Raw genomic sequence first — 22,867 nt, forward strand, 5'->3', positions numbered from 1 at the left:
TTGGCCGTGAAACCCTACGATTCCATCACCAACGCATCTTGCGCCGCGACCGTTATTCAAGCGTTACAGGAACCGCATTGCGCGTGACTTCGGCGTGCAACAACTCCCAATGCGAGGTCGCGGCAAAGCGCCAGTCACGGTTGACGGGCAGGAATTCGTCCCGGCGCAGCCAATCCAGCACCAGCCGGGCGTCGTTGCGCTTGCGCTCGACGCGGTTTTGGCGAACAGCGGCGAGGATCTGGTCGCGGCGCGGCTTGCGGAAATGGCACTCATCGACGACCTTGGCATAGGTGCGCTCGGAAAAATGCAGGAAACGACCGGCAAGCAGCAGTTTCTTGCGCTCGTTGGACGAGATCTCACCGCCGGCGAGAAGCGCCTCGATCGTCGGCTCGAAATCGACCCAGGGCACGGAGAGCGGCAGCCAGCCAAGCGCCTGTGGCGCGTGCACCAGCGCGACGGCCTCGTCGTCGAGCAGCCGCCCGGCCTCGTAATCTTCGAAGATCGAACCGAGCCCGACCATACCGAAAGGCGCGCATTCGGCCGCCCGCAACGCGCCCATGCTGGCGCCGCCGGCGACGGCGACATCGTGCTCAAGCGCAAACAGAATTTCCTTGTGCCAGACCGAAGGCAGATCGCCGAAATATCCGTCGACGAGGCCGATGGCGGTAGCGCCGTCGTGAACGGCCTTCAGGATGTCGCCGCAGGCAGCCGGCGGCCGGAAATCGATGCGAGGGGACGTGGCTCTCGCCGCGGCGAGATCGCTGCCAAGGCTGGGGCCGACGAACAGCACCTTCATGACCGGGCTCCTCTCATGGTGTTGACCGCCCGCATGCCGAGCTGGATGTACTGGCCCGAGATGTCGACCTCCAGGCCCGGCACGATGACCCTGACGACGGAGACCGGCAGAGCCCGGTGCGCGAACGGCACGACGACGATCTGCTCGATGCCGGTCGCCGCCAGCCGGCCGGCAATATGACCGATGGTTTCCTGGATCGCCGCCGGCCGGCTATGACGCGGCTGGAAGGCGCGCATCCGGCCGCCGCCGTCGCAGAGTTCGACCACCTGCTGCATCGCCGCGCTCTGGTCGAGCCGCTGATAGACGCGCGGCGAAAAATCGTCGCGGCTGCCGGCAATTGCAGTCAGCCGGCTCTGCGCCGCTTCGGTGATGGCGCGCAGCGCGGCGCGCACGGGATCGGGATGGCAGCCGCAGCCGCCGCAGACATGGGCCCAGCGTGCATCGACGCGGTCGGAAAGATTGCCGGGCATGATGATGGCGAGAAAGGCGGGAACGCCGATATCGGTGGTCATATCGAGGAGCAGCAGCCGCATGCCGGCGCGCGCGATCCGGTCGGTCATGACATCGATGACTGCGTCGCCGAAGGAGGCGGGATCGATGCGGCTCTCTTTCAGCCGCTCGGGCGATTTCAGCTGGGTCAGGGCCCAGGCGTCGCGCTCCACCAGTTCGCAAAGCCCGTGCAGGACCGCTTCGGACGGGGTATTGCCGGAGGCGAGCCCATCGCTCGACTGCTCGAAACCCGGTGGTCGTTCGCCGCGATGGTCGAGGCCAACGAGCCACCAGGGCACGAAGACGCTGCTGCCGGAAAGGATGTTGAGCCCGGAGCACCAGGGAATGGGTCGGCTGCCGATCTCGTCGGGCGCGCAGCGGGCAACATTGTCGAGATCGATCATTGCGGCATTTTCCGCCCGCATGCCGGGGATGGTCGCCTCCGTCAGGTCGGCGGGTGGGATTTCGGCGATCCGCGTCTCGATCGCTTCCATGGCCGCCGAGGTCATGGCGGCATCATTGTCGATGCCCTTGCCCTGGAAGACCGAGAGCGTATGGCTGTTCGGCCGCGTCGCGAAGGCGACGGGGATATTCAGGACGTCGAGCGCGGTCAGCAGGCCGACGCGCGTGATGCCGAATTCGCGCAGATGCGGCCTGATGGCTGCAAGTGTCTGAGCCGGCGTGACGGCGCGGTCGTGATAATCGCTGACGCCGGCCGATGATCGTTTGAGGTCACCGGCAAGCGTTTCAAGAGCGTTTCCGTTGTTCTTCGAAAAACGAAAATCCTCTATCGCTTTGTTTTCACGCAATTCCGGACGCAAAACCGCTTCACACTTTTGCTGGAATTGCTCTAGATCGGTGAATGCCAACATATCAGTTTGTTCCTTAGCGGAACCTCAGCGCATGCGTCAGGTTCTCGAGCGCATTGGCGGAAACGCTGAGTTCATCTTGTTTCATCGCTGCTCTGGCAGCTGCAGAGAAGCGCAGGGACTGTGTCTGAACTGCGGTGGTTTCAGCATTCGTCTTCATGTTCCATCTCCGATTGGTTGGGCAGCGCTTGCTGCCGTTAACCATCGGAGAGAAACATTGCCTGCGTCATTTAAGCGTTACAGGCTTCGTTAAAAGGCGATGCATCAGGGAAGACCGGCGAGTTGCAGGCCCTTTATCAGCGGTTCGGTAAAGGCGGGATCGCGATCGGGGACGAAATGACGGATGTCCTCGCTGCGGAAATCGGGGAAGTTTTCCAGCACCGTCCTGGCATAGGTCTTGGCCTTGCCGGTCTCGCCCGCCATCGCATGCGAGGCCGCAAGCAGACGCGCCGTCGCCTGTTTGGTCTTCACCGGTTCCAGCGCCTCGATCGCCTTTTCATACTCTTCACGCATGAAGTGGATGCCGCCGAGGTTCCAGTAATAATAGTCCGGGGGCAGCGGGTTGAGCTTGAAGGCCGCCCGGTTGAGCTCCAGCGCCCGGTCGAAATCGCCATCATGAGAAAGTGCGTCGGAGAAATCGGCGAGGATGTCCGCATCATTGGGATTGAGATCCTGGGCCTGCTGGAAATATTCCAGGCTTTCGTCGAAGCGGCGACGATAAAGCGCGACAAAACCGAGCTCGCGATAGGCCCGGCCGCTGTTCGGATCGGACTGCTGCGCCTGCCGGGCGGCATTATTCGCCTCATCGAGCAGTTCCTTGTCGCGCATGCCGCGGATCAGCCATTCCATGCCGAGCGCCCGCGACACGCCGGCATGGGCGGCTGAGAAATGCTCGTAACGGTTGAGCGAAGATTTGAACCATTTGCGCGCCTGGCGCAGATGCTGCAGGTCGGTTTGGGCGATCAACCGCTTGCCTTCGAGATAAAGGCGATAGGCGGAGGCCGGCGCATCGCCGATCGGCATCGCCAGTTCGTGGCGCTCGATCGTGTCGGCGAGCGAGGAGACGATCCGCCGCGTCAGATGCGCGAAGGATTCGCTGATCTTCTGCATCACCAGCGGCAGTTCCAGCGCCCAGATCACCTCCGACGTCGTCGTCCGCGTCAGCCGGCAGGTGGCAAAGACGTCCTCGTCGCGGCCCTGAATGGTAACATAGACCGCATAGTCGAAGCTGAGGTCGAGCCGGCCGGGCGCGGCACGTGCCGGATCGATCGAGCGGCTGAGGATTTCAAGGCTCGTATGCGCGGCGATCACCTTGAAGCCGCGCTGCTGGCTCAGGCCGATGGTGACGTCTTCGAGAAGCGCCCGGCCGACGCGCTCCATCAGCGGATCGGTGAAGATGCTTTCCGGCGGCAGGATGATGATGCGCGGCTGGCCGAGCAGATCGGCAAACATGCCTGATGCAGACGGGCGCTCCGGCACGGCTACCTGTGCTGCCGGGATCAGGCCGAGTTCGCGGGCGAGCGCCGTGGTGTTCTCTTCCGGCTCGGTATCGAAGTCGTCCTTCAGCTGGCTCTTGCACTTCAGATAGGCCTGACGAGCCGCGGCCGGATCGTTCATCCTGACATAGGTGCGCATCAGGGCGCGATAGGCCGTCTCGCTGGCAGGGTCGAGCTCGAGCAGGCGCCGAGCAAACGCGACCTGCGCGTCATCCGATCTGTCTTCGCCGCTCTCGATCAGCCGGGTCAGATGGGCCGAGCGCAATTCGTCGACACGCTGCCGCTCAAAGGTCAGCCAATCCTCGGCGCCCTGTGTCGGCGATTTCGCGCCTTCCAGCAGTTCGCCGTCCAGCATATCGCTGTCTTCGGGGGCGAGCGGCCCTTTCTGTTTCAGGATATGAACGTCGACCTCCCAGCCGTCCGCAAGCCCGATATGGGTTCGGGTCGCAGCAAGCAGCGGCGGAAGATCGGCGGGAATGCTCTGCTCGATGCGCGACAGCAGCTGGCGCAGGCTGCCCGCCCGCTTCTCCGGCAGTTCCGATTGCCAGAGCTGCCGCCTGACGGTTTCGCGGTCGAGTTCGAGATTGGTTTCGGCGGTGAGCATGGCGAGGAGAAAATAAGACTTCTCCGGCAAGGGGAGTTCCCTCCCCGCTGCCAGCAGCCTCGGTCTTCCGAGCAGGCAAAGCCTGTTCTTCGACATCTGTCCGGATGTCCGTTGCATCCCGGTTCTCACCCCTGAAAGCCAAGGCGCGCAAACGCAGCCGCCGCAGAAATCATGTTAGAACTATAAGAGCGCCGCGCATAGCGGTAAAAGAAGAAGTTTCAGCGAATATTTGCATTTTCGCGTGCCGCTCGCCGAGAAGATGCTTTGCCGATATTTTCCATGACAGACGCTTCGCGTGCCGATGCGGCACTGTCACCAAATATATTTTAATATGGAGTCGGCCTGCCACTAATTTTGTAAGGCGCTTGTTCTGTCCCTTAGACACCGAAGCGCTGTCGATAGTCACCGGGAGAAAGACCTGTGATTTTGCCGAAAACTTTACGAAAAGCGCTCGGATCGTTGTAACCGACCTCCCACGCGATCTTTTCGACAGGCAGCTTGCTGAACTGCAGAAGCTCGCGTGCCTTGCCGACGCGAAGCCGCTGGATGTAATCCCCCGTTGTGAGTCCCGTCGCTTTTTGGAAGCGACGAATGAACGTCCGCCGCTCAAGTCCTGCTTGAGCGGACAAAGCGGCAAGACTCATCTCCTTGCCATCATGCGCCTGAAGCCAATGTTGAACCTTCAAAATAGCCAGGTCTCCGTGATCGAGCCTGGGTGAAAAGGCGCTGTAGTTCCTTTGCTCGCGCCCCGGGGGGTCAATCACAAATGCGCGCGCTGTGCTGATCATGATGGATGGGCCGAGAAAACGGTCGACAAGTCTGAGTGTCAGGTCGATCCATGACATGGCGCCGCCTGCCGTTATCAAATCACCGTCATCGATGATGAGCCGATCAGTATCGACGACAACTTTCGGGAACCGCAATCGGAATTCTTCTTCATAAGCCCAATGCGTGGTTGCGGTTCGACCGGTCAGCAATCCTGTCTCTGCAAGCAGGAAGGCCCCTTTGCACACTGAGGCAAGGCAGGTGCCTTGCGCGTGAAGCGCATGCAGCCATTCGGAATATTCACTCGCAGTCTCTTTCGAAGCAAGCTCTCCTAAACCGGGTGGGATAACGAGGACGCTCGGGGCGTTCTCTTTCCCGGGCGCGGTGTCGAAAATGCACGTTGGATTGCTGTCGTTCGGCTCTTTTTGCCAATGCGTGATCCTTAGCGAAGGCATTTTGCCATCGGTTTGCAGCCTGGTTTGTCTCTCGGCGTAAGTCAGGAGGTCGGTCATGCCCAGGACTGCCGCCGTCTGCGAGCCTGAATAGACCAGGATACCGATTTCTGTCGGAAACTGTCGCATGGTAATATCACCCCGAACTTTGTCGATATCGCCACTCCTACCACAAGCGAGAAGCGGATATCCAGGGCACCTGACCAATTGAAAAGGAACAATCACATGAGCAAGCGTGCAATCATCGCCATCGACCTTCAGAAGGATTATCTGCCATCAGGAAGACACGCTCTTGTCGGAATTGAACAGGCAACTGCCAATGCAGTCAAAGTGTTAGACGCCGCACGGGCATCTGGGGACAGGGTGATCCATGTACGCCACGAAGGCAAAGCCGATGCTCCATTTTTTGCGAAGGGCACAACGGGTGTCGATTTCATACCAGCCGTTGAACCAAAGAGCGGTGAAACCGTCATCACAAAGCACTATCCGAACTCATTCCGAGAAACGGACCTGAAACGGCAGCTGGACGCAGAAGGTATCCAGGAGGTCGTGCTGGTCGGCGCGATGAGCCACATGTGTATCGATGCCACCAGCCGTGCGTCTGTTGATTACGGCTATGACACCATCATCGTCCATGACGCCTGCGCCACACGTGATCTCAGTTTTGATGGCCAGCTCATCTCGGCCGCGCAGGTTCATGCCGCATATATGGGCGCGCTTGCTGCTGGCTACGGTAAGGTCCTTGCCGTGAGCGAACTTCTGTCAGCTTAATGTGCGTCGACGAAGGACATCGGCGCTGACGATCGCGTTGTCGAGAGTGCTGCCCGCGTCGGCCCCGACGCGGGCATGCTCTTGCAGCCGCGAGGTAGATGGCGCCCAAAAGACCTGACACGGATCAAGGCACTCGATAGTTTACACCTTCAACCGAAAGCGTGACTGCGGCTGCAGCTGGACAAAGCCGCCGATCGTCTCTGCTTTATCGAATGTGGCAAACCGCCTCAATGTTGTAGCCGTTAGGGTCGAGGACGAAGGCACCGTGGTAACTTGCTTGGTAATGCGGGCGCAGTCCGGGCGGACCGTTGTCCGTCCCTCCGGCGGAGAGGCATTGTAAAGAGCGTCCACCGCATCACAACTTTCTGCAGCGAAGGCGATATCGACGCGGGGATGATGCAGTTCGCCTCGGGAAATCCAGAAATCACCGCCCGGATCCAAGCTGCGGCCAAAACCTTCTCGCACACCGAAGCCGACCGCAACACCCAGGTCTTTGAGCAACCTGTAGCCGAGCGGCTCAAGAGCGGCGGTGTAGAATACTTGGGAGCGTGCGAAATCGTTCACGGTGATTCCGGTGTGATCGATCACGTAAACCTCCGAACAGTCCAGCAAATCGCTGCGAATGGGATTTGGGAGACTTCACTTTTTGTTCTGCATAGCATCCGATTTCGCGCAACGCCTATTTATGGTGCGACGATCGTCGGCTCCACCGCCGCCCCGACGAAATCGAGCCCGATATCCAGTACCGGCGCGCTATGCGTCAGCCAGCCGACGGAAATCAGATCGACGCCGGAGGCGGCGATTGCGGCGGCCGTTGCCGGCGTGACCCGGCCGGAGGCCTCGGTGATCGCCCGGCCGGCGACGATGGCGACGGCTTGGCGCAGCTGATCCGGCGTCATATTGTCGAGCAGAACGGCGTCGACGCCGGTCTCCATCGCTTCGCGCAACTGATCGATGGTGTCCACTTCGACCTCGATCTTCACCAGATGGCCGACGCCTGCCCGCGCCCGGCGGATTGCCTCGGCGACGCCGCCGGCAATGGCGACGTGATTGTCCTTGATCAGCACCGCGTCATAAAGCGCGAAGCGGTGGTTCATGCCGCCGCCGGCCCGCACCGCATATTTTTCCAGTGCCCTAAGCCCCGGCGTCGTCTTGCGCGTGCAGGCGACGGAGGCTTTGGTGCCGCGGATGGCGGCGGCAATCTCGGCCGTGACGGTGGCGATGCCGGAGAGATGGCCGAGGAAATTCAGCGCGGTGCGCTCGGCTGTCAGCAGGCCGCGTGAGGGACCTTCGATGCTGGCGATCACGTCGCCGGGTTTGACCGCATCGCCGTCCTGGAGATGGCGGCGCATGGTGATCTCCGGATCGACGAGGGTGAAGGCGAGCTCGGCCGCATCGAGGCCGGCGATCACGCCCGGCTGGCGGGCGGCGATGACGACCGTCGAGCGATGGTCGTGGGGGATGACCGATGCCGAGGTGATATCGCCGGCAAGGCCGAGATCTTCGAGCAGGGCTGCCCGGACCAGCGGTTCGACGATCAGGCGCGGAAGCGGAACGAGGCTCATCTCAGGCACTCCTGGCAAGGACATAGGGCGGCGTGGCGCGGGCAATTTCCAGCGCTTGGGAAAGGCGCATCTGGCGCCGGTCGGCAGCGCCGAGCTTCAGGGGGAAATCGGTGCGGGCATGGGCGCCGCGCGATTCCGTCCGCAGGCTGGCAAAGACGGCGATCAGCAGCGCGACGATAGCAGGATCGGCGGCGGGGCCGTCGCCCTCGGCAAGCGGCAGCAACGCGGCGATCGCGCCCTCAACGGCGCCGGCATTGCGCAGGACGCCGAGATGGCGCGAGACGATCGGCCGGACGAGCGATGCATCGGCCGGCGCCGGCAGTCTCTCGGCGAAGAGGGTGCCGGGACGGCTCGCCGGCATGGCCGAGATGTCGCGCGCTGCCCGCATGCCCATCACCGCCGCCTCCAGCAGCGAATTGCTGGCAAGCCGGTTGGCGCCGTGCAGACCGGTCGAACCCGCTTCGCCTACGACCCAGAGTCCGGCAACCGAGCTGCGGCCGTTGGCGTCCGTCGCAACGCCGCCCATGTGATAGTGAACGGCCGGACGCACCGGAATAAGGTCTTTCGCCGGGTCTATGCCGGCCTCGCCGCAAAGGGCGGCGATGACCGGAAAGCGGGTGGAAAACTGGCTGCCCAGCGCATCGCGGGCATCGAGGAAGACCCTGCCGCCGCGGGCGATTTCGGCGCTGATGGCGCGCGCCACCACGTCGCGTGGCGCAAGCTCGGCGCCCGAGGTGCGGGCCATGAAGCGTTCACCGCGTTCGTTGAGAAGCCAAGCCCCCTCGCCGCGCACCGCCTCGCTGACGAGCGCCAAGGGCCTGCGGCGGGAATCGAGCGCCGTCGGATGGAACTGGACGAATTCCATGTCGGCGAGATCGGCACCCGCCCTTGCCGCGAGCGCGATGCCCTGGCCGAAATTGCCCATCGGATTGGTGGTCGCATCGTAAAGCCCGCCGATGCCGCCGGTGGCGAGCACCACCTTCGAACTCGGCAGGATGGCGGCGCCGTTGGTGGTCGCACAGAGCAGACCGGCGACACGCTCGCCGTCCAACATGATCCGCCGCGCCTCAAAACCTTCGAGCACGGTGACGGAAGGTGTCTGCTTCACCGCCCGCACCAGCGCGGCGACGATCGCCGCGCCCGAACCATCGCCTTCGGCGTGGACGATGCGGCGGCGGCTATGGGCAGCCTCCAGCCCGAGCGAAAGTTCGCCCGCGGCATTTCTGTCGAAACGGACGCCGGCCCGCTCCAGCGCTGAGATCGCCGCCGGCGCTTCGGCAATGATGCCGGCCGCCGCCGCGGGATCGCAGAGGCCGTCGCCGGCGACAAGCGTATCGGCAAGATGCAGCGCCGCGCTGTCGTCGGCGCCCATGCTGGCGGCGATGCCGCCCTGCGCCCAGGCGCTCGACGTCTCGGTGCCGAGGGCGGCGCGCGTGACGATGACGGAAGGTTCCGGCGCCAGTGTCAGGGCGGTCATCAACCCGGCAAGGCCGCTGCCGACGATCACCGTGTGTCCGGAGAGATTGTGGAGATGCTCGGTCATATCGCCAGCATCCTTTCGACGGCGCGGCGCGCCGCCACCGCAATCGCCGGGTCGACGGTCACCTCGTGGCGGTTTTCCTCAAGCGCCGCACGGATATTGGCAAGGGTGATCCGCTTCATATGCGGGCAGAGATTGCAGGGGCGAATGAATTCGACCTCGGGATGATGCACGGCGACATTGTCGCTCATCGAACATTCGGTGAGCAGCACGACGCGCGGCGGCTTCTGCCGGCCGACATACTCCGACATGACAGCGGTGGAGCCGGCAAAATCGGCTTCGGCCACCACCTCGGGCGGGCATTCGGGATGGGCGAGCACCGTCACGCCGGGATGGTTTTCGCGCAGCTGGCGCACGTCCTCGGCGGTGAAGAGTTCATGCACTTCGCAATGCCCATGCCAGGCGATGATCTCGACATCGGTCTCGCGGGCGATGTTGCGCGCCAGATATTCGTCCGGGATCATCAGCACCTTCGGCACGCCGAGCGATTCCACCACTTGTCTTGCATTGCCCGAGGTGCAGCAGATGTCGGAGGCGGCCTTCACCGCCGCCGAAGTATTGACATAGGTGATGATCGGCACGCCGGGATGAGCTTGGCGCAAGAGCGCGATATCTTCAGGCGTGATCGAATCCGCCAGCGAACAGCCGGCGCCGAGATCGGGGATCAGCACGGTTTTCTCGGGGTTCAGAAGCTTGGCGGTCTCGGCCATGAAATGCACGCCGGCCAGCACGATCACATCGGCATCGACCTCGATAGCCTTGCGGGCGAGCGCCAGGCTGTCGCCGACGATATCGGCCACGCCGTGAAAGATCTCGGGCGTCTGGTAATTATGCGCGAGAATGACGGCGTTGCGGCGGCGCTTGAGGTCGAGAATGGCGTCGACGTCGTTTTCGAACGTCATCCATTCGGCTTTGGGAATGACGCGGCTGACGCGCTCGTAGAGCGAGGATGCGGAAACGGGATGATTCATGGCCAGCTCCTAATTATGCTCTGTTTGAGCATATCATGGGCAAATAGATATTCTCACCATGAGCATATGTCAATTGCGGGAGAGCGGTAATTTCGTTCCGGCCAACGCCCGTTCTTCGAGCACCGTGTGGCGGAAGCGGAAGAGCTTGGCGGGCCGGCCGCCGGTTTCGCTTTCCGTGCCGCCGGTTTCCTCGACGAGTTCCTGCTGTTCGATCAGGCGGCGGAAATTCTGCTTGTGCAGCGTCAGTCCCGCTAAAGCCTCGATGGTGCGCTGCAGCTGCAGAAGCGTAAAGCTCTCCGGCATCAGTTCGAAGACCACCGGGCGGTATTTGATCTTGGCGCGCAGCCTTGCGATCCCGGTCGCCAGGATGCGGCGGTGATCGGCAAACATCGCCCGGCCGAGATTGGCTTCACCAGCGCATCCGGCTTCGGCAACGAGCCCCGCTTCATAGAGAAGTTCGTAGCGCTGCAGCGCCAGATCCTCGTTCCAGCCGCCGCCATCGAGGCCGAAGGTAAAATCTGCCCGGCGATGGCGGTGGTCGCGCCTGAAAGAATCGGCATCGGCCCAGCGGCTCAGGCGCGTCATGATCTCATCCAGCACGGCCGGCCGGCCCTTCCGGTGGTCTTCCCAGGGAAAATATTCGTACCAGCCATGCCATCCCGGCCGCCCGGCGCCCGACTGCTCGTTGACGAGGCCGAGATAGCTGATCGAGATCGTCCGCCCGCCGGGGATGTCGTTGTTGCGGTCGCGGTCGGCGAAGGTGTAGAGCTGTTCGAGATAGCCGACGGGATGTTCCGTCTGCTCCTGCACCCATTCGCGCAAGCCCGATTGCAGGGTGCGGTGGCCCATTTCGAAGGGGCCGGACGGCAGCGCATTGCCGGAACGGATGGTCATCACACGCGGCTCGTCCCCCGTCACCGCGACGAGCACCGCAATCAATTCCGCATGCGCAAAGCCGATCGTCACAGGGGACCGAATACTCCGTTCCGAATGGGTCATTCCTGACACAGGCCCCATTCCTGACACAGGCTGGGACGGAAGCCAATGGAGCGGAAGCGACTTCGCGGCGCTGCCCACATCATCGAGGCAATTCGGCGCGTTGCCACTTGGGTCCCGAACATTAAAGCGGCACAGATATACGTTGGGAAGATCAAACGGCCACCGACGCTGGTCGCGCTTAATGGGAGCCGGAGTCGTGGAACGCCTTCCTAAGTGTGTCGGATGGGTGTTCACCGAAGGTGCGGTAATAGTATCTGGCGAAGTGCCCGAGATTGCTAAAGCCGCAGGCGTAGGCGACCGAGGTTACGCTCGTTGTTGAACTTGGGCTCGCCAGCATCGCCTTGGCGTTGCGCATGCGAACCTGCCTGACGAAAGTCATCGGAGAGACACCGCGACTTTTCTTGAAAGCATAAAAGAGACTGCGCACGCTTGCGTTTGCAACCATCGCCATTGCCTCGATGGTCAGCGGCTGATCCCAGTTCTGCTGGATATATTCCTCCACCCTGCGCACTTGCCATGGCGCCGGTGAGAGGGGCTGCTCGTTGAGGAGGTGACTATAATTATGGTGGTTGCTGCAAAGGAAGGCGACGAGGAGTGCTTGCTCAAGTTCGGCCAGGACGAGCGGCGGAAGCGAAGCGTCGTCACGGTCGAGCTCACCGATCACAAACTCCAGCAGACGGAACTGGGCCGCCGCAGCCTGAGAATTCGGCGCAACGTCGGTTACTATCGTCAGCGGCGGATCGACAGGGCGGCCGATTAACCCGCTGAGCTTCTTGATCAATGCTTGCGGCTTGATCCTCACGATCAAATGCTCGAAGTCCGGTGAGTATCTAAGCCGCACCTCGGCGCCCACCCCTGTTACCAGACCGCGACGGCGGGAGACGACTCTCTCTGAGCCGTTGACGACAAAACTGCCATCGCCTCGAAGTGGAAAGCCTTGAAGATAAAAATCCCCATGCGAAAGCGATGCCTCAATCGCAGAGCCGTATCGAGCAAAGCTCAGCCCGACATCGTGCAGTTCGTAGTGATTGAGATATCCCTCGAAATCCTGCTGGCCTCCACGGCCTATATCGAGTGATCGGACAGAGAACAGACCCGACAGACGCTGGCGAAGCTCGCCAACATCGCGGGTTCGGACGGCCGAAAATCGGCCCAGTGGATCTTTCCGAACGTGGGGCATTGGCCAGCCTCTCACAACGGCATTCGGTCCTGCAGTTTTGGGCCGAATTCTGCACTGGCAGAGTAGCGCAACATTGCGACTTCGGGAACAATGCTTCGGGGATGTTTTGCGCAGCATCCTAAGGACTTGTTTTGTTTGAGATCGTCTCCACGTTTGGCGACAATATTCTGGCGATCCGACATCGCGGGCCGGTGACGGATTCCGAATTCCTTGCCCTTGCGGAAATGGTTGCCGACCTTCCCGGACGTGGCGACCTGCTGCTTTTTTTGGACTGGGTCGGTATCAAAGATTGGGCGTTTTCCGCTCCCGGAGGCGACGCATTGATCGCCTGGCGCAGGGCTGCCAAAGCAATCCGGCGCATTGCGATCGTTCACGATCCTCGTCTGAATCGCCCGGCAGCCTGGCTCGGCGCTGTTATGCGCCAGGAAGGTGTCATTGTCCGATCCTGGCGTCCGCAGCATGCGTTGCTGGCGGCAACCTGGCTGCAAACGGATGTATCTTAGACCGGTGCGCTTGCCTTTGTGGATAGCCGCCAAGCCGCACGATTTTTGCACTATCGGGCCGAGCATTGCACTCCATGAGTAGCTCCAGCGGGTGAGCGGCATGCAAGATGCACATCGAACGTACCTGCGTTGGACGGGTCCGGCGCACGTCGACGAACTTCAACGCGTCGAAGGAGGAGCGCCATGAGTAAGGAAATTCCAGCAGGTGCCACCGAACCGAACCATCAATCTGCATCGGGGGTGAGGCGTCGCGATCTGCTGCTGAGCGGCGTCTCGCTGCTTGGCGCCTCGGCACTATCTTCGGGCGTGCTGAGCACTCTGAGTACGCCGGCAAAGGCCCAGACCGCAAACAGGCCGCCGAACATCCTGATCCTGTGGGGTGACGACATCGGCTACTGGAACATCAGCGCCTACAACCAGGGTATGATGGGCTACAAGACGCCGAATATCGACAGGGTCGCGAAAGAGGGTGGGCTCTTCACCGATTATTATGGTCAGCAAAGCTGCACCGCGGGAAGGGCGGCGTTCATCACCGGTCAGTCGCCATACCGCACGGGATTGTTGAAGGTCGGCCTGCCAGGGGCTAAGGAGGGCATGAAGGCGGAAGATCCGTCACTTGCGGACCTGCTGAAGCCGCTCGGCTACATGACCGGACAGTTCGGCAAGAACCACCTCGGTGACCTCGATGAACATCTTCCCACCGCCCACGGCTTTGATGAGTTCTTCGGCTCTCTCTACCATCTCAACGCGGAGGACGAACCTGAGAATCCGGACTATCCCAAAGACCCGGCCTTCCGGAAAAAATTCGGCCCGCGGGGAGTTCTCCACTCCTATGCGGATGGCCGCATCGAGAATACTGGCCCGCTCACCAGAAAGCGCATGGAGACGATCGACCAGGAGGTCACCGATGCCGCGATTGATTTCCTGAAGCGCGCCAAGGAACAGGACAAGCCGTTCTTCCTGTGGTGGAATTCGACCCGGATGCACATCTGGACGCGGCTCAAGGCCGAGAGCCAGGGCAAGACCAGCCTTGGGATATATCCGGACGGAATGGTCGAGCACGACGCCCAGGTCGGTGAGATGCTCAAGGCGCTCGATGATCTCGGCCTGTCGGAAAACACGATCGTCATGTACTCGACCGACAACGGCGCCGAGAAGTTCACATGGCCTGACGGTGGCCAATCACCGTTCCGCGGCGAAAAGAACACCAATTGGGAGGGCGGCTATCGCGTTCCAGCCATGGTGCGCTGGCCGGGGGTGATCCAGCCTGGGACAGTCTATAATGACATCGTCGCGCATGAAGATTGGATACCCACTCTGCTCGCCGCGGCCGGCGAACCGGAGATCAAGGAGAAGCTCCTCAAGGGTCACACGGCCGGCGCCAAGACCTTCAAAGTGCACCTCGACGGCTACAACATTACCGACTACCTGTCCGGGAAAGGAGAGGACCCGCGCAAGGAATTCATCTATTTCGTTGACGATGGTTCGCTTGTCGGCCTTCGTTATCAACAGTGGAAGATCGTCTTCGCCGAACAACGCGAAGAGGGCCTCAATGTCTGGCAAGAGCCTTTTGTGCCGCTGCGCCTGCCCAAGCTCTTCAATCTTCGCTCCGATCCATTCGAGACGGCCGACCACGAGGGCATGGACTATGAACGCTGGCGTGTGGAACACCTGTTTGTGGTGGTGCCGGCGCAGGCCTATGTCGCCAAGTTCTTGGAAACGTTCAAGGAATACCCACCCAGGCAGAAGCCGGGAAGTTTCTCGATCGACCAGGTGATGGAAAATATGCAGAGCGCAGCCGCGGGGGCGGCAACTAGCGCGTCGCGATCTTTCAGATTCGCTCCTGGAACAGGATGATTTTAGGCCCGGTTGGCCTAAAATCTGAATCCTTTTCTAAATTAGAGAGTTAGAGCATGATGTCTTGAGAAAACCGCTCACACTTTTGGGCGATAGGCTCTAGCGCGGCTTCCTGCGTCATAGGCGGCGGCCGGCCCATAGCCCAACCAGCAGGGCCGGTCGTCGCTTATTCTTAAGATGGAGAGGTCTAATGAAATCGTCTCCCCGTATCCTTGCGCTTCTGGTCCCAATCTGGGTCGGCATTGCGGCCTTGGCGTCTCCGGCGGCGGCGCAGACTGATCCGTTGCCATCATGGAACGACGGCGCATCGAAGCAGGCGATCCTCGACTTCGTCGAACGGGCGACGGCAGAAGGCGGGCCTGACTATGTCGCGCCGGCAGAGCGCATCGCCACATTCGATAATGACGGGACGCTTTGGGCTGAACAGCCGCTCTATTTCCAGGTTTTGTTCGCCATTGACCGGGCGAAGGCGCTGGCACCGCAGCATCCGGAATGGAAGGATAAGGAACCCTTTGCCTCGCTTCTGAAGGGGGATATCAAGGGGGCGCTTGCAGGTGGCGAGCATGCGATTGTCGAATTGGTTGCGGCAACGCACTCCGACATGACCACCGAAGAGTTCAACACGATCGTGAAGGACTGGCTTGCGACGGCGCGGCACCCGAAAACCCAGCGTCAATATACCGAAATGGCCTATCTGCCGATGCTCGAACTGCTGGCGTACCTGCGATCGCGTGGCTTCAAGACCTTCATCGTCACCGGCGGCGGTATTGAATTTGTCCGCGCCTTTGCGGAGGACACCTACGGAGTTCCGCCTGAGCAGGTGGTCGGCAGTGCCGGCAAGACCAAATTCGAGCTCCGCGACGGCAAGCCAGTGCTGATCAAGGAGCCGGGGGTCGATTTTATCGACGACAAGGCCGGCAAGCCCGTCGGCATCCAAAGCCATATCGGCCGCCGACCGATCGCTGCCTTCGGCAACTCGGACGGCGACCTCCAGATGCTGCAATGGACCTGCACAGGGTCCGGCCTCCGCTTCTGTCTTTATGTTCACCACACCGATGGCGAGCGCGAATGGACCTATGATCGCCAGTCAAGCATTGGCCGGCTTGACGAGGGGCTGAACCAGGCCGCCGCCGATGGCTGGACGGTCGTTGATATGAAGAAGGATTGGAAAAGGGTATTCGGTTTTGAGAAATGACGCGATCATCGATCCAACGGGTTGCCTGTTCGAAACCATGCAGATCTTGCCCCCTGCCGGCAGGTCGCAAGAGCTGAGCAATGAGTAGCGCAACGACAACCGAAACGCGGGTCTCGAACCGAACGGCAGCCCGTCAGCCGCCCGGTACACCACCGTTTCCCGGCATGGTCTGGATTCCTGGCGGCGTGTTTCTGATGGGCTCGGATAGGGCTTATCCGGAGGAGGCGCCGGCCCACCGGGTGCAGGTCGACGGCTTCTGGATGGATCGCTTCACCGTGACGAACCTCGACTTCGAGCGCTTTGTTTCGGCGACAGGCTACGTGACCCTCGCTGAGAAACCGGCCGACCCAGCGAACTATCCGGGCGCCAAGCCAGAGATGCTGGCGCCTTCTTCGATCATGTTCAAGAAGCCTTCAGCGCCCATCGATATGCGCGACCACTACAACTGGTGGGTCTATGTCCGCGGCGCCAACTGGCGCCATCCACGTGGTTCGGCGAGTTCAATCAGGAAGCTTGGCGACCACCCCGTCGTGCACGTGGCCTACGACGATGCTGTCGCCTATGCCAAATGGGCAGGCAAGCAGCTGCCGACCGAAGCGGAATGGGAGTTTGCCGCTCGGGGCGGCCTTGACGGCGCCGAATACGTCTGGGGCGACGAGTTCACTCCAGCAGGCACCCACATGGCCAATACCTGGCAAGGAGACTTCCCCTACCGGAACAGCTTGGCAGACGGCTTCGAATATACCGCGCCGGTCGGCTCGTTCCCGGCCAACGGCTACGGACTATACGACATGGCCGGCAATGTCTGGCAATGGACGACCGACTGGTACCGGGATCACGGCCGGATTGAGAGCCCCTGCTGTACCGCAGCCAACCCGCGCGGTGGTGAGCGCGAGGGGAGCTATGACCAGCTCCAGCCGAACGTGAGGATTCCGCGCAAGGTCACCAAGGGCGGCTCGCATCTTTGCGCGCCCAATTACTGCCGACGTTACCGGCCCGCGGCACGGATGGCGCAGCCCATCGATACCTCCATCTCGCATCTCGGATTTCGCTGCATCGTGCGGCCGCAAAGCGGAGAGTGATGATGGCCAACGCGCAAACCGCATTCGTGCGGCAACTGAGCGTAAGCGAAGGCAACGATCAGATCGGCATTGCCCTCAGCTTTTTCCCGTCTCGCCGGCCAGCCCATCCAGGAAAATCTTCAATTCCCCTTCGTCGATGCCGACGAGATGGCGGTTTTCCGGGTAGGCTCCGGTGCGGACATCCTCGGCGAATTCGGTGAAGGCGGCGATGCGTTCGCGCTGCAGCCGGTCGTGTTCGGCGGCGAAGTTGCGGTAGACCTTGGCATGGCGCGGATAATGGTCGCGATTGGCGCCGAGCACGTCGTCGGCGAAGAGATATTGGGCGTCGCAGCCGCTGCCGGCGCCCATGGAGATCATCAGCATCGCGGTGTTGCTGCTGATGGCGGCGGCGACTTCGCCCGGCACGACTTCGATTTCGGCGGCAAAGGCGCCGGCCTCTTCCAGCGCCTTTGCCTGCCGCCAGATCTCGGCAGCGCTTGCAGCCGTCTTGCCGACGGCGCGGAAGCCACCAGTCCAGGTCGCCTTCGACGGGATCAGCCCGAGATGGCCGCAGACGGGGATGCCCTCATCGCGCATGCGCCGGATCGTCTGCAGGCTGGCGGCGCAATAGACCGCATCGCCGCCGGCCTTCAGCGCCGCGAAAGCGGCGCGCAGATAGTCTTCGGCCGAGACGTGGTCGCCATATTCGAGGCCCGGAATGGCAAAGGGCGTCGGGGCGATCTCGCGAAAGACCGGGCCGAGCAGTGGGGGCGGCACCGAGACGATATCGATCCCCGCCTTTTCGGCGGCCTCCGCTTCCTCCAGCGAGGTGACGCGCAGCATGGTGAGCTGGCGCTTGCCCTTTTCCGCCAGCAGATCGGCGACGGTCGCGCGTTTATGTTTCTTCATCGTCAATTCCTTTGAATGTATCGGGCGGTTCAGGCGGCCAGCAGGGATTTCAGTTTGACGTCATTGGCTGCGAGCGCCGCCGGATCCGGATGGGCGCGGGCTGCGATCAGCATTTCGGCAAGGCGGATATCACGCGCCACCGCATTGCCCGGTCCGATGCCGCTTGCGGCGATTAATCGTCCGTCGACATCGAGATGGAACAGAATGAAGGCGCCTGCGCCGAGATCGCGGCGCTGCTGCGTGATAGCGCCTTCGGCAAGGCCTGATATTTGCAGCGTCATGTCGTATTGATCCGACCAGAACCACGGCACCGATGAAACGGCTTGGTCGAGGCCGAGCATGTTGGCCGCGGCCAATGTGCCCTGCTCCTGGGCGTTGCGCCAGGATTCGAGCCGCACCCGCCGGCCGCCATAGATCGACAGCGGAAAGGAGCAGCAGTCGCCGGCGGCAAAGACATCCGGTGCCGAGGTCTTGAGATGGGTATCGACGGCAATGCCGTTTTCGATGGTCAGCCCCGCTTTTTCGGCGATCTCGACATGCGGCCGGGCGCCGATGCCGACAAGGGCGAGATCGGCTTCGATCACTTCGCCGCCCGACAATCGGATCAGGGCCTTCCCGCCTTCCTCGGTCAGTGCCTCGATCGAGACGCCGCAACGGATATCGACGCCCTCGGCCCGGTGGCGTTCAGTCAGGAGATCGGCGATTACTTCCGGCACGCCGCGCTTCAGCACCCGTTCCAGCCCCTCGACGACGGTGACCTCGGCGCCGAGCAGCCGTGCGGTTGCCGTAAGTTCCAGCCCGATGAAGCCGCCGCCGATAATGGCGATATGCTTGCCCGGCTTCATCACATCGCGCAGTGCCGCCGCATCGTGATACGTCCGCAGCGAGCGAATATGGGCGCTGCCCTCAGGCGCGCCGGGAAACGAACGTGCGGCTGCGCCCGTCGCCAGCAGCAGTTTGTCATAGGAAAGCGTCGTCCCGTCGGAAAGCCTGACGGTCTTCGATGCCGTGTCGAAATCCTTGGCCTCCAGGCCGGTCAGCAGCCGGATGCGGCTTTCGGCGTATTTTTCCAGCGCAGCGATGAATTTCGGAGCGCCGGCATCAGCGGAACCCGCCTTCGAAAGCGGCGGCCGTTCATAGGGATGAAGCGGCTCGGCGCCGACAAGCGTTATTTCGCCGTCAAAGCCCTTTTCCCGCAACGCGAAGGCGGCGCGCGCACCGCATTCGCCTGCTCCCAGAATGACGAAATGAGCCACACCAGCCTCCGTCAGAGCGAGATGAAGACGGCGCCGCCTTCGATCTTGACAGGATAGGTCTTGAGATTGACGCAGACCGGGGCGCCCTTGGCTTCGCCTGTCTTGTAGTTGAAGCGGCCGTTATGCTTCGGACATTCGATGATCTCATCCATCACGAGCCCGTCGGCCAGATGGATATGTTCATGGGTGCAGAGCCCGTCGGTCGCGAAGAATTCATCGTCGGGGCTGCGATAGACCGCAAAGGTGCGCCCGTCATGATCGAAGCGGATGACATCCTCTTCGTCGATCTCGTCCTTGCCGCAGACTTCGATCCAATTTCCGCTCATCTTGTCCTCCCTCGATTGTGATTATTGCGCGGCCGGGGCCAGCTCATTGTGGAATTCTTCGCGATAGGGCCGCGCGGTGGCCGGCAGTTCGCGCTTGAGGAAATAATCCTCATTGCGCAGCTGGCGCAGGAAGGCCGGGATCATCTCGCGGTAGCCTGACAGGATGGAGGCGTTCGGCGCCGGCAAGTCGTGCTTGATCATCGCGTGCAGCCTGGGCAGCGCATGGTAAGGCACCATCGGGAACATGTGATGTTCGACGTGGTAGTTCATGTTCCAATAGATGAAGCGGCTGATCGGGTTCATATAGACCGTGCGGCTGTTCAGTCGATGGTCGATGACATTGTCGGCCAGGCCGCCATGCTGCAGCAGCCCGGTCAGCACATGGTGCCAGGCGCCGTAGAGGCGCGGCAGGCCGATCAGCATCAGCGGCAGGATCGAGCCCATGGCGACCGCGGCGGCGATCGTGGCAAGATAGATCACCAGCCAGATGCGGGCGATGCGGATCGCCTTCGGCTGCTCCATCTCGGGAATGAAGGTCTTTTCCGCCGCGCCGATAAAGCCGGCGGCGTTGCGCAGCATGTCGACGATCGCATGCCAGACGTCTAGAATGCCGAAGAAATTGAGCACCAGCCGGAAGAGATCGGGCGGCCGCATGACCGCGATCTCGGGATCGCGGCCGACGATGACGGTATCGGTGTGATGGCGCGCATGGCTCCAGCGCCAGGTCACCGGATTGCGCATGATCATGAAGCAGGCGATCTGATAGACGACATCATTCATCCAGCGCGTCTTGAATGCGGTGCCGTGACCGCATTCGTGCCAGCGGCTGTCGGAGGCAGAGCCGTAGAGCACCCCATAGGCGAGGAAAAAGGGTACAGCGATCCAGGAGCCCCAGAAATAGATGCCGAGCCCTGCGAGGACCAGCATGCTGCCGAGCCAGATGACGCTGTCACGGATCGCCGGCGCATCGGAGCGCTGCATCAGCGCCTTCATCTCCTTGCGCGGAATATCGGTGTGATACCATTCGGCCGCCGCCAGCCCCGTTTCGACGGCCGTGCGGCCGCTTTCGCCGAGCAGATCGTAGTCCCGTTTCTTTGCCTCGATCACCATCATCCGCCTCCCGTTCTGCCGTTGCCGAGAGAATAGGTTGACTTCGGAAGAGGCTCAATGCAGATTTGATGCAATCTATCAAAAGCTATCATGAATGGCTCGCATTCATGATCGAATCCATCAGGAACGTCATGCGTCGTCCGACCATTTCCGATCTCGCCCGCGCCTCCGGCGTCAGCGTTGCCACTGTCGACCGGGTTCTCAATGCCCGCCACCGCGTGCGGGAGGAGACGGCGCGGCGGGTCTATGATGCGGCCCAGCAGATCGGCTACCACGCCGTCGGCCTGATCCGGCAGCGCGTCTTCGAGGATCTGCCGCAATATAAGCTGGCTTTCCTGCTGCAGAAACCGACGCAGTCCTTCTACCAGAGCTTCGTGCGCGAGATCGAAACCGCAGCGCGTGCGGTGACGACCGCCCGCATCCAGACGCAGATCGACTTTCCCTCCGCCGCAACACCGGCGGCGATCGTCGAGAAGATCAGGACGCTCGCCGCCCGCAATCAGGCCGTTGCTCTCGTCGGCCCGGATTATCCGGCGGTGACGACGGCGGTCGAGGAATTGAAGGAGCGCGGCATTCCCGTCTTCTCGCTGCTGTCCGATCTCGCCACCGGCGTGCGCGATGCCTATGTCGGCGTCAACAACCGCAAGGTCGGGCGCACCGCCGCCTGGACGATTGCGCGAACGGCGCGCAAGCCCGGCAAGGTCGCCTGTTTCGTCGGCAGCCACCGTTTCCACGGCCACGAATTGCGAGAGATCGGCTTTCGCTCCTATTTCCGCGAGAATGCGCCGGAATTCGACGTCCTGGATACACTGATCAACCTCGAGACCGCCGAGATCACCCATGAGGCGACGCTGACGCTGCTGCAGAAACATCCCGATCTCGTCGGCCTCTATGTCTGCGGCGGCGGCATGGAGGGGGCGATTTCCGCGTTCCGCGAAGAGAATGTCGATGGCCGGATCGTGCTTGTAGTCAACGAGCTGACGCCGGAGAGCAAGGCCGGTCTTGCCGACGATATCGTCACCATGGTGGTCGCGACACCCCTGCCTGCTCTCTGCAAAGAGCTTTTGTTACTGATGGTCGGCGCGATCGAGCATGGGGAGGCCGCCGTTCCCGGCCAGTCCTTCCTGCCTTTCGACGTCTACATCTCGGAGAATATCTGAGGAATGATGGAATTCTATCATTGCGGCTGAAATTCTTTCAGCAATGAGGGCAGTCGCCGGCGATCGCGGATGGATTGCCCTCCGAATTCCGCTAGAGATTCGCTCGCCCATTCACGAGGAACTGCTCCGCTTATGTCGCGGAGACGAGGAGGATATATCCGTCATGACTTCGATCCGCTTTGCGCTCAACCATATGGCAGCGCCGTCGCTTGCCATCGATGATTTCTTCGCGCTGGCAAAGTCGCTCGGCATCGTCTCCGTCGAGATCCGCAACGACCTTTCCGGCAATGCGATTCTCGACGGCACCAAACCCGAAGCGATCAAGGAAGCCGCTGCGCGCCACGGGCTGACGATCATCTCGATCAACGCGCTGCAGCGCTTCAACGAGTGGAATGAAGCCCGCGCGAGCGAAGCGCAGGAGCTGATCGATTATGCCAGCGCCTGCGGCGCCAAGGCGCTGGTCCTCGTTCCGAAGAACGACGGCACCGGCTGCGCCAACGGCGAGCGCCAAGCTAATCTGCGCCAGTCCCTGACGGCGCTGAAGCCGATGCTTGAAAAAGCGGGCATCATCGGCCTTGTCGAGCCGCTCGGCTTCGAGATCTGCTCGCTGCGCTCGAAGACCGAGGCGGCCAAGGCGATCAGGGCGCTCGGCGCGCAATCGACCTTCAAGCTCGTGCACGACACCTTCCACCATCACCTTGCCGGCGAAGCCGCGACCTTCCCGGAGCTTTCCGGCATCGTGCATATTTCGGGCGTCAGCGACCCTGCCGTTTCCGTTGCCGATATGCGCGATTCCCATCGCGTGCTCGTCGATGGCGACGACCGGCTCGACAATGCCGGACAGATCAAGGCGCTGCTGCAGGCGGGTTATAATGGCCCCTTCTCCTTCGAGCCCTTCGCAGCCGAAGTGCATGCGGTCGAGGATCCGGCCGCAGCACTTCGCGCCAGCATGGACTATCTCACCGCGCGGGTTTGAGATCAGCGCATCCATGA

21 protein-coding genes and 1 pseudogene are annotated in these 22,867 nt (G+C 61.8%); 7 read left to right on the plus strand and 15 right to left on the minus strand.

What is annotated here, in order from left to right; all coding sequences use genetic code 11:
* Positions 1 to 52: 52 nt before the first annotated feature.
* From ACS4RS_RS24555 to ACS4RS_RS24575, 5 genes are all read right to left on the minus strand, one after another.
* Positions 53 to 796, minus strand: a complete 744-nt coding sequence (locus ACS4RS_RS24555; RefSeq protein WP_439013450.1) for a TfuA-like protein — start codon at positions 794 to 796, stop codon at positions 53 to 55.
* Positions 793 to 2,157, minus strand: a complete 1,365-nt coding sequence (locus tag ACS4RS_RS24560; RefSeq protein WP_439013451.1) for a YcaO-like family protein — start codon at positions 2,155 to 2,157, stop codon at positions 793 to 795. Before ACS4RS_RS24560 ends, ACS4RS_RS24555 begins: the two co-directional genes overlap by 4 nt.
* Before the next feature lie 13 nt (positions 2,158 to 2,170).
* Positions 2,171 to 2,314, minus strand: coding sequence for a hypothetical protein (locus ACS4RS_RS24565; RefSeq protein ID WP_439013452.1), 144 nt, complete (start codon positions 2,312 to 2,314; stop codon positions 2,171 to 2,173).
* 104 nt (positions 2,315 to 2,418) lie between these two features.
* Positions 2,419 to 4,371 (minus strand): BTAD domain-containing putative transcriptional regulator, encoded by a 1,953-nt coding sequence (locus ACS4RS_RS24570; RefSeq protein ID WP_449314016.1) that lies wholly within the window; start codon positions 4,369 to 4,371, stop codon positions 2,419 to 2,421.
* A 260-nt stretch (positions 4,372 to 4,631) separates the two neighbouring features.
* Positions 4,632 to 5,600 (minus strand): GlxA family transcriptional regulator, encoded by a 969-nt coding sequence (locus ACS4RS_RS24575; RefSeq protein ID WP_449314017.1) that lies wholly within the window; start codon positions 5,598 to 5,600, stop codon positions 4,632 to 4,634.
* 96 nt (positions 5,601 to 5,696) lie between these two features.
* Here ACS4RS_RS24575 and ACS4RS_RS24580 point away from each other — a divergent pair, with 96 nt between their 5' ends.
* Positions 5,697 to 6,242, plus strand: coding sequence for an isochorismatase family protein (locus tag ACS4RS_RS24580; protein ID WP_439013453.1), 546 nt, complete (start codon positions 5,697 to 5,699; stop codon positions 6,240 to 6,242).
* Positions 6,243 to 6,447: 205 nt separating this feature from the next.
* Here the strand turns inward: ACS4RS_RS24580 and ACS4RS_RS24585 are convergent.
* From ACS4RS_RS24585 to ACS4RS_RS24610, 6 genes and pseudogenes are all read right to left on the minus strand, one after another.
* Positions 6,448 to 6,830 (minus strand): annotated as a pseudogene (locus ACS4RS_RS24585) (VOC family protein).
* Between the two features lie 95 nt (positions 6,831 to 6,925).
* On the minus strand, positions 6,926 to 7,831 hold the full coding sequence (nadC, locus tag ACS4RS_RS24590; RefSeq protein WP_439013454.1) for a carboxylating nicotinate-nucleotide diphosphorylase: 906 nt from the start codon (positions 7,829 to 7,831) through the stop codon (positions 6,926 to 6,928).
* The gene (locus tag ACS4RS_RS24595; protein WP_439013455.1) at positions 7,809 to 9,350 is read right to left on the minus strand and encodes an L-aspartate oxidase; all 1,542 of its coding nucleotides are present in this window, start codon (positions 9,348 to 9,350) and stop codon (positions 7,809 to 7,811) included. Before ACS4RS_RS24595 ends, nadC begins: the two co-directional genes overlap by 23 nt.
* Entirely contained in the window at positions 9,347 to 10,318 is a 972-nt protein-coding gene (nadA, locus tag ACS4RS_RS24600) for a quinolinate synthase NadA (protein ID WP_439013456.1), read from the minus strand. The genes ACS4RS_RS24595 and nadA overlap by 4 nt, the downstream gene beginning before the upstream one ends.
* Before the next feature lie 69 nt (positions 10,319 to 10,387).
* Positions 10,388 to 11,395 carry an NrtR DNA-binding winged helix domain-containing protein gene (locus tag ACS4RS_RS24605; RefSeq protein ID WP_439013457.1) on the minus strand — a complete coding sequence of 336 codons (1,008 nt, stop codon included), beginning with the start codon at positions 11,393 to 11,395 and terminating at the stop codon, positions 10,388 to 10,390.
* 100 nt (positions 11,396 to 11,495) lie between these two features.
* Positions 11,496 to 12,497: an AraC-like ligand-binding domain-containing protein gene (locus tag ACS4RS_RS24610; RefSeq protein ID WP_439013458.1), complete on the minus strand. Its 1,002-nt coding sequence runs from the start codon at positions 12,495 to 12,497 to the stop codon at positions 11,496 to 11,498.
* A gap of 131 nt (positions 12,498 to 12,628) precedes the next feature.
* On the opposite strand from ACS4RS_RS24610, the gene ACS4RS_RS24615 reads away from it, so the two are divergent.
* From ACS4RS_RS24615 to ACS4RS_RS24630, 4 genes are all read left to right on the plus strand, one after another.
* Positions 12,629 to 13,000 (plus strand): STAS/SEC14 domain-containing protein, encoded by a 372-nt coding sequence (locus ACS4RS_RS24615; RefSeq protein WP_439013459.1) that lies wholly within the window; start codon positions 12,629 to 12,631, stop codon positions 12,998 to 13,000.
* Between the two features lie 183 nt (positions 13,001 to 13,183).
* A complete protein-coding gene (locus ACS4RS_RS24620) occupies positions 13,184 to 14,857 on the plus strand; it encodes a sulfatase-like hydrolase/transferase (RefSeq protein WP_439013682.1) in 1,674 nt (557 codons plus the stop codon).
* 190 nt (positions 14,858 to 15,047) lie between these two features.
* Positions 15,048 to 16,052: an HAD family hydrolase gene (locus ACS4RS_RS24625; RefSeq protein ID WP_449314018.1), complete on the plus strand. Its 1,005-nt coding sequence runs from the start codon at positions 15,048 to 15,050 to the stop codon at positions 16,050 to 16,052.
* A 164-nt stretch (positions 16,053 to 16,216) separates the two neighbouring features.
* Positions 16,217 to 17,134 carry an SUMF1/EgtB/PvdO family nonheme iron enzyme gene (locus tag ACS4RS_RS24630; RefSeq protein ID WP_439013683.1) on the plus strand — a complete coding sequence of 306 codons (918 nt, stop codon included), beginning with the start codon at positions 16,217 to 16,219 and terminating at the stop codon, positions 17,132 to 17,134.
* Between the two features lie 75 nt (positions 17,135 to 17,209).
* Here ACS4RS_RS24630 and ACS4RS_RS24635 read toward each other — a convergent pair whose 3' ends face one another.
* The 4 genes from ACS4RS_RS24635 to ACS4RS_RS24650 are packed head-to-tail and all read right to left on the minus strand — an operon-like array spanning position 17,210 to position 20,714.
* On the minus strand, positions 17,210 to 18,022 hold the full coding sequence (locus tag ACS4RS_RS24635; protein WP_439013460.1) for a 3-methyl-2-oxobutanoate hydroxymethyltransferase: 813 nt from the start codon (positions 18,020 to 18,022) through the stop codon (positions 17,210 to 17,212).
* Positions 18,023 to 18,051: 29 nt separating this feature from the next.
* Positions 18,052 to 19,278, minus strand: a complete 1,227-nt coding sequence (locus ACS4RS_RS24640) for an FAD-dependent oxidoreductase (protein WP_439013461.1) — start codon at positions 19,276 to 19,278, stop codon at positions 18,052 to 18,054.
* An 11-nt stretch (positions 19,279 to 19,289) separates the two neighbouring features.
* Positions 19,290 to 19,604 (minus strand): MocE family 2Fe-2S type ferredoxin, encoded by a 315-nt coding sequence (locus tag ACS4RS_RS24645; protein WP_439013462.1) that lies wholly within the window; start codon positions 19,602 to 19,604, stop codon positions 19,290 to 19,292.
* A gap of 21 nt (positions 19,605 to 19,625) precedes the next feature.
* Positions 19,626 to 20,714, minus strand: a complete 1,089-nt coding sequence (locus ACS4RS_RS24650; protein ID WP_439013463.1) for a fatty acid desaturase family protein — start codon at positions 20,712 to 20,714, stop codon at positions 19,626 to 19,628.
* A gap of 131 nt (positions 20,715 to 20,845) precedes the next feature.
* Here ACS4RS_RS24650 and ACS4RS_RS24655 point away from each other — a divergent pair, with 131 nt between their 5' ends.
* Complete coding sequence (locus ACS4RS_RS24655; RefSeq protein ID WP_439013684.1) at positions 20,846 to 21,874, plus strand: substrate-binding domain-containing protein; 1,029 nt, start codon at positions 20,846 to 20,848, stop codon at positions 21,872 to 21,874.
* A gap of 163 nt (positions 21,875 to 22,037) precedes the next feature.
* On the plus strand, positions 22,038 to 22,850 hold the full coding sequence (locus tag ACS4RS_RS24660; protein WP_439013464.1) for a TIM barrel protein: 813 nt from the start codon (positions 22,038 to 22,040) through the stop codon (positions 22,848 to 22,850).
* The last annotated feature ends 17 nt before the right edge of the window (positions 22,851 to 22,867 follow it).

Source organism: Rhizobium sp. F40D2 (assembly GCF_051810745.2).
Lineage (GTDB): Bacteria > Pseudomonadota > Alphaproteobacteria > Rhizobiales > Rhizobiaceae > Rhizobium.